We start from the raw sequence: 443 nt of genomic DNA on the forward strand, positions 1-443 counted from the left end.
AGAAAGAAGACCTCGCGGATCTCGTCGGCGCCGTCCCCGTCCCGCGCCTTGGCGGCCAGCGGTGGAAAGAAACCGCCGTCGCGCTGCGCGGGCGGTATGTAGACGCCGGCCTGGTGCTTGTTCGGCAGCCGCGCCCAGTCCCGGTCGTTGTTCGACAGCTTCTTGACCAGCACCTGCGGCGCGCGGGCCATCAGATCCACCAGCATGGCGCCGGTCGCATCGTCCCGGTCAAACAGGTCGGGCTGTGGCGGCATCGGCTCTCCGGAGGTCTGTGCTGTGATAGGCGACCGGCGGGATGCGCGCCAGCAGCATGAGCTGCGGGATAGAACGCGTCATGCGCCCCGGATTTCAAGGGCAGGCTCGCTTCCTCTAAGCCACGCCTCGCACTCGTCCAGCACCGCTTCCAGAGGCAGCCTGGTCCGACCCTTCAGGGCGCATTCCCA

General features: G+C 67.7%; 1 protein-coding gene. It reads right to left on the reverse strand.

Features of this window, described 5'->3' with window-relative positions; genetic code table 11:
* A partial coding sequence (locus CVH10_RS17575) for a hypothetical protein (RefSeq protein ID WP_219924760.1) occupies positions 1 to 254 on the reverse strand: 254 nt, incomplete at its 3' end.
* Between the last annotated feature and the right edge of the window lie 189 nt (positions 255 to 443).

Origin of the sequence: Halomonas sp. ND22Bw, from assembly GCF_003011945.1 — a bacterium.
Lineage (GTDB): Bacteria > Pseudomonadota > Gammaproteobacteria > Pseudomonadales > Halomonadaceae > Halomonas > Halomonas halophila.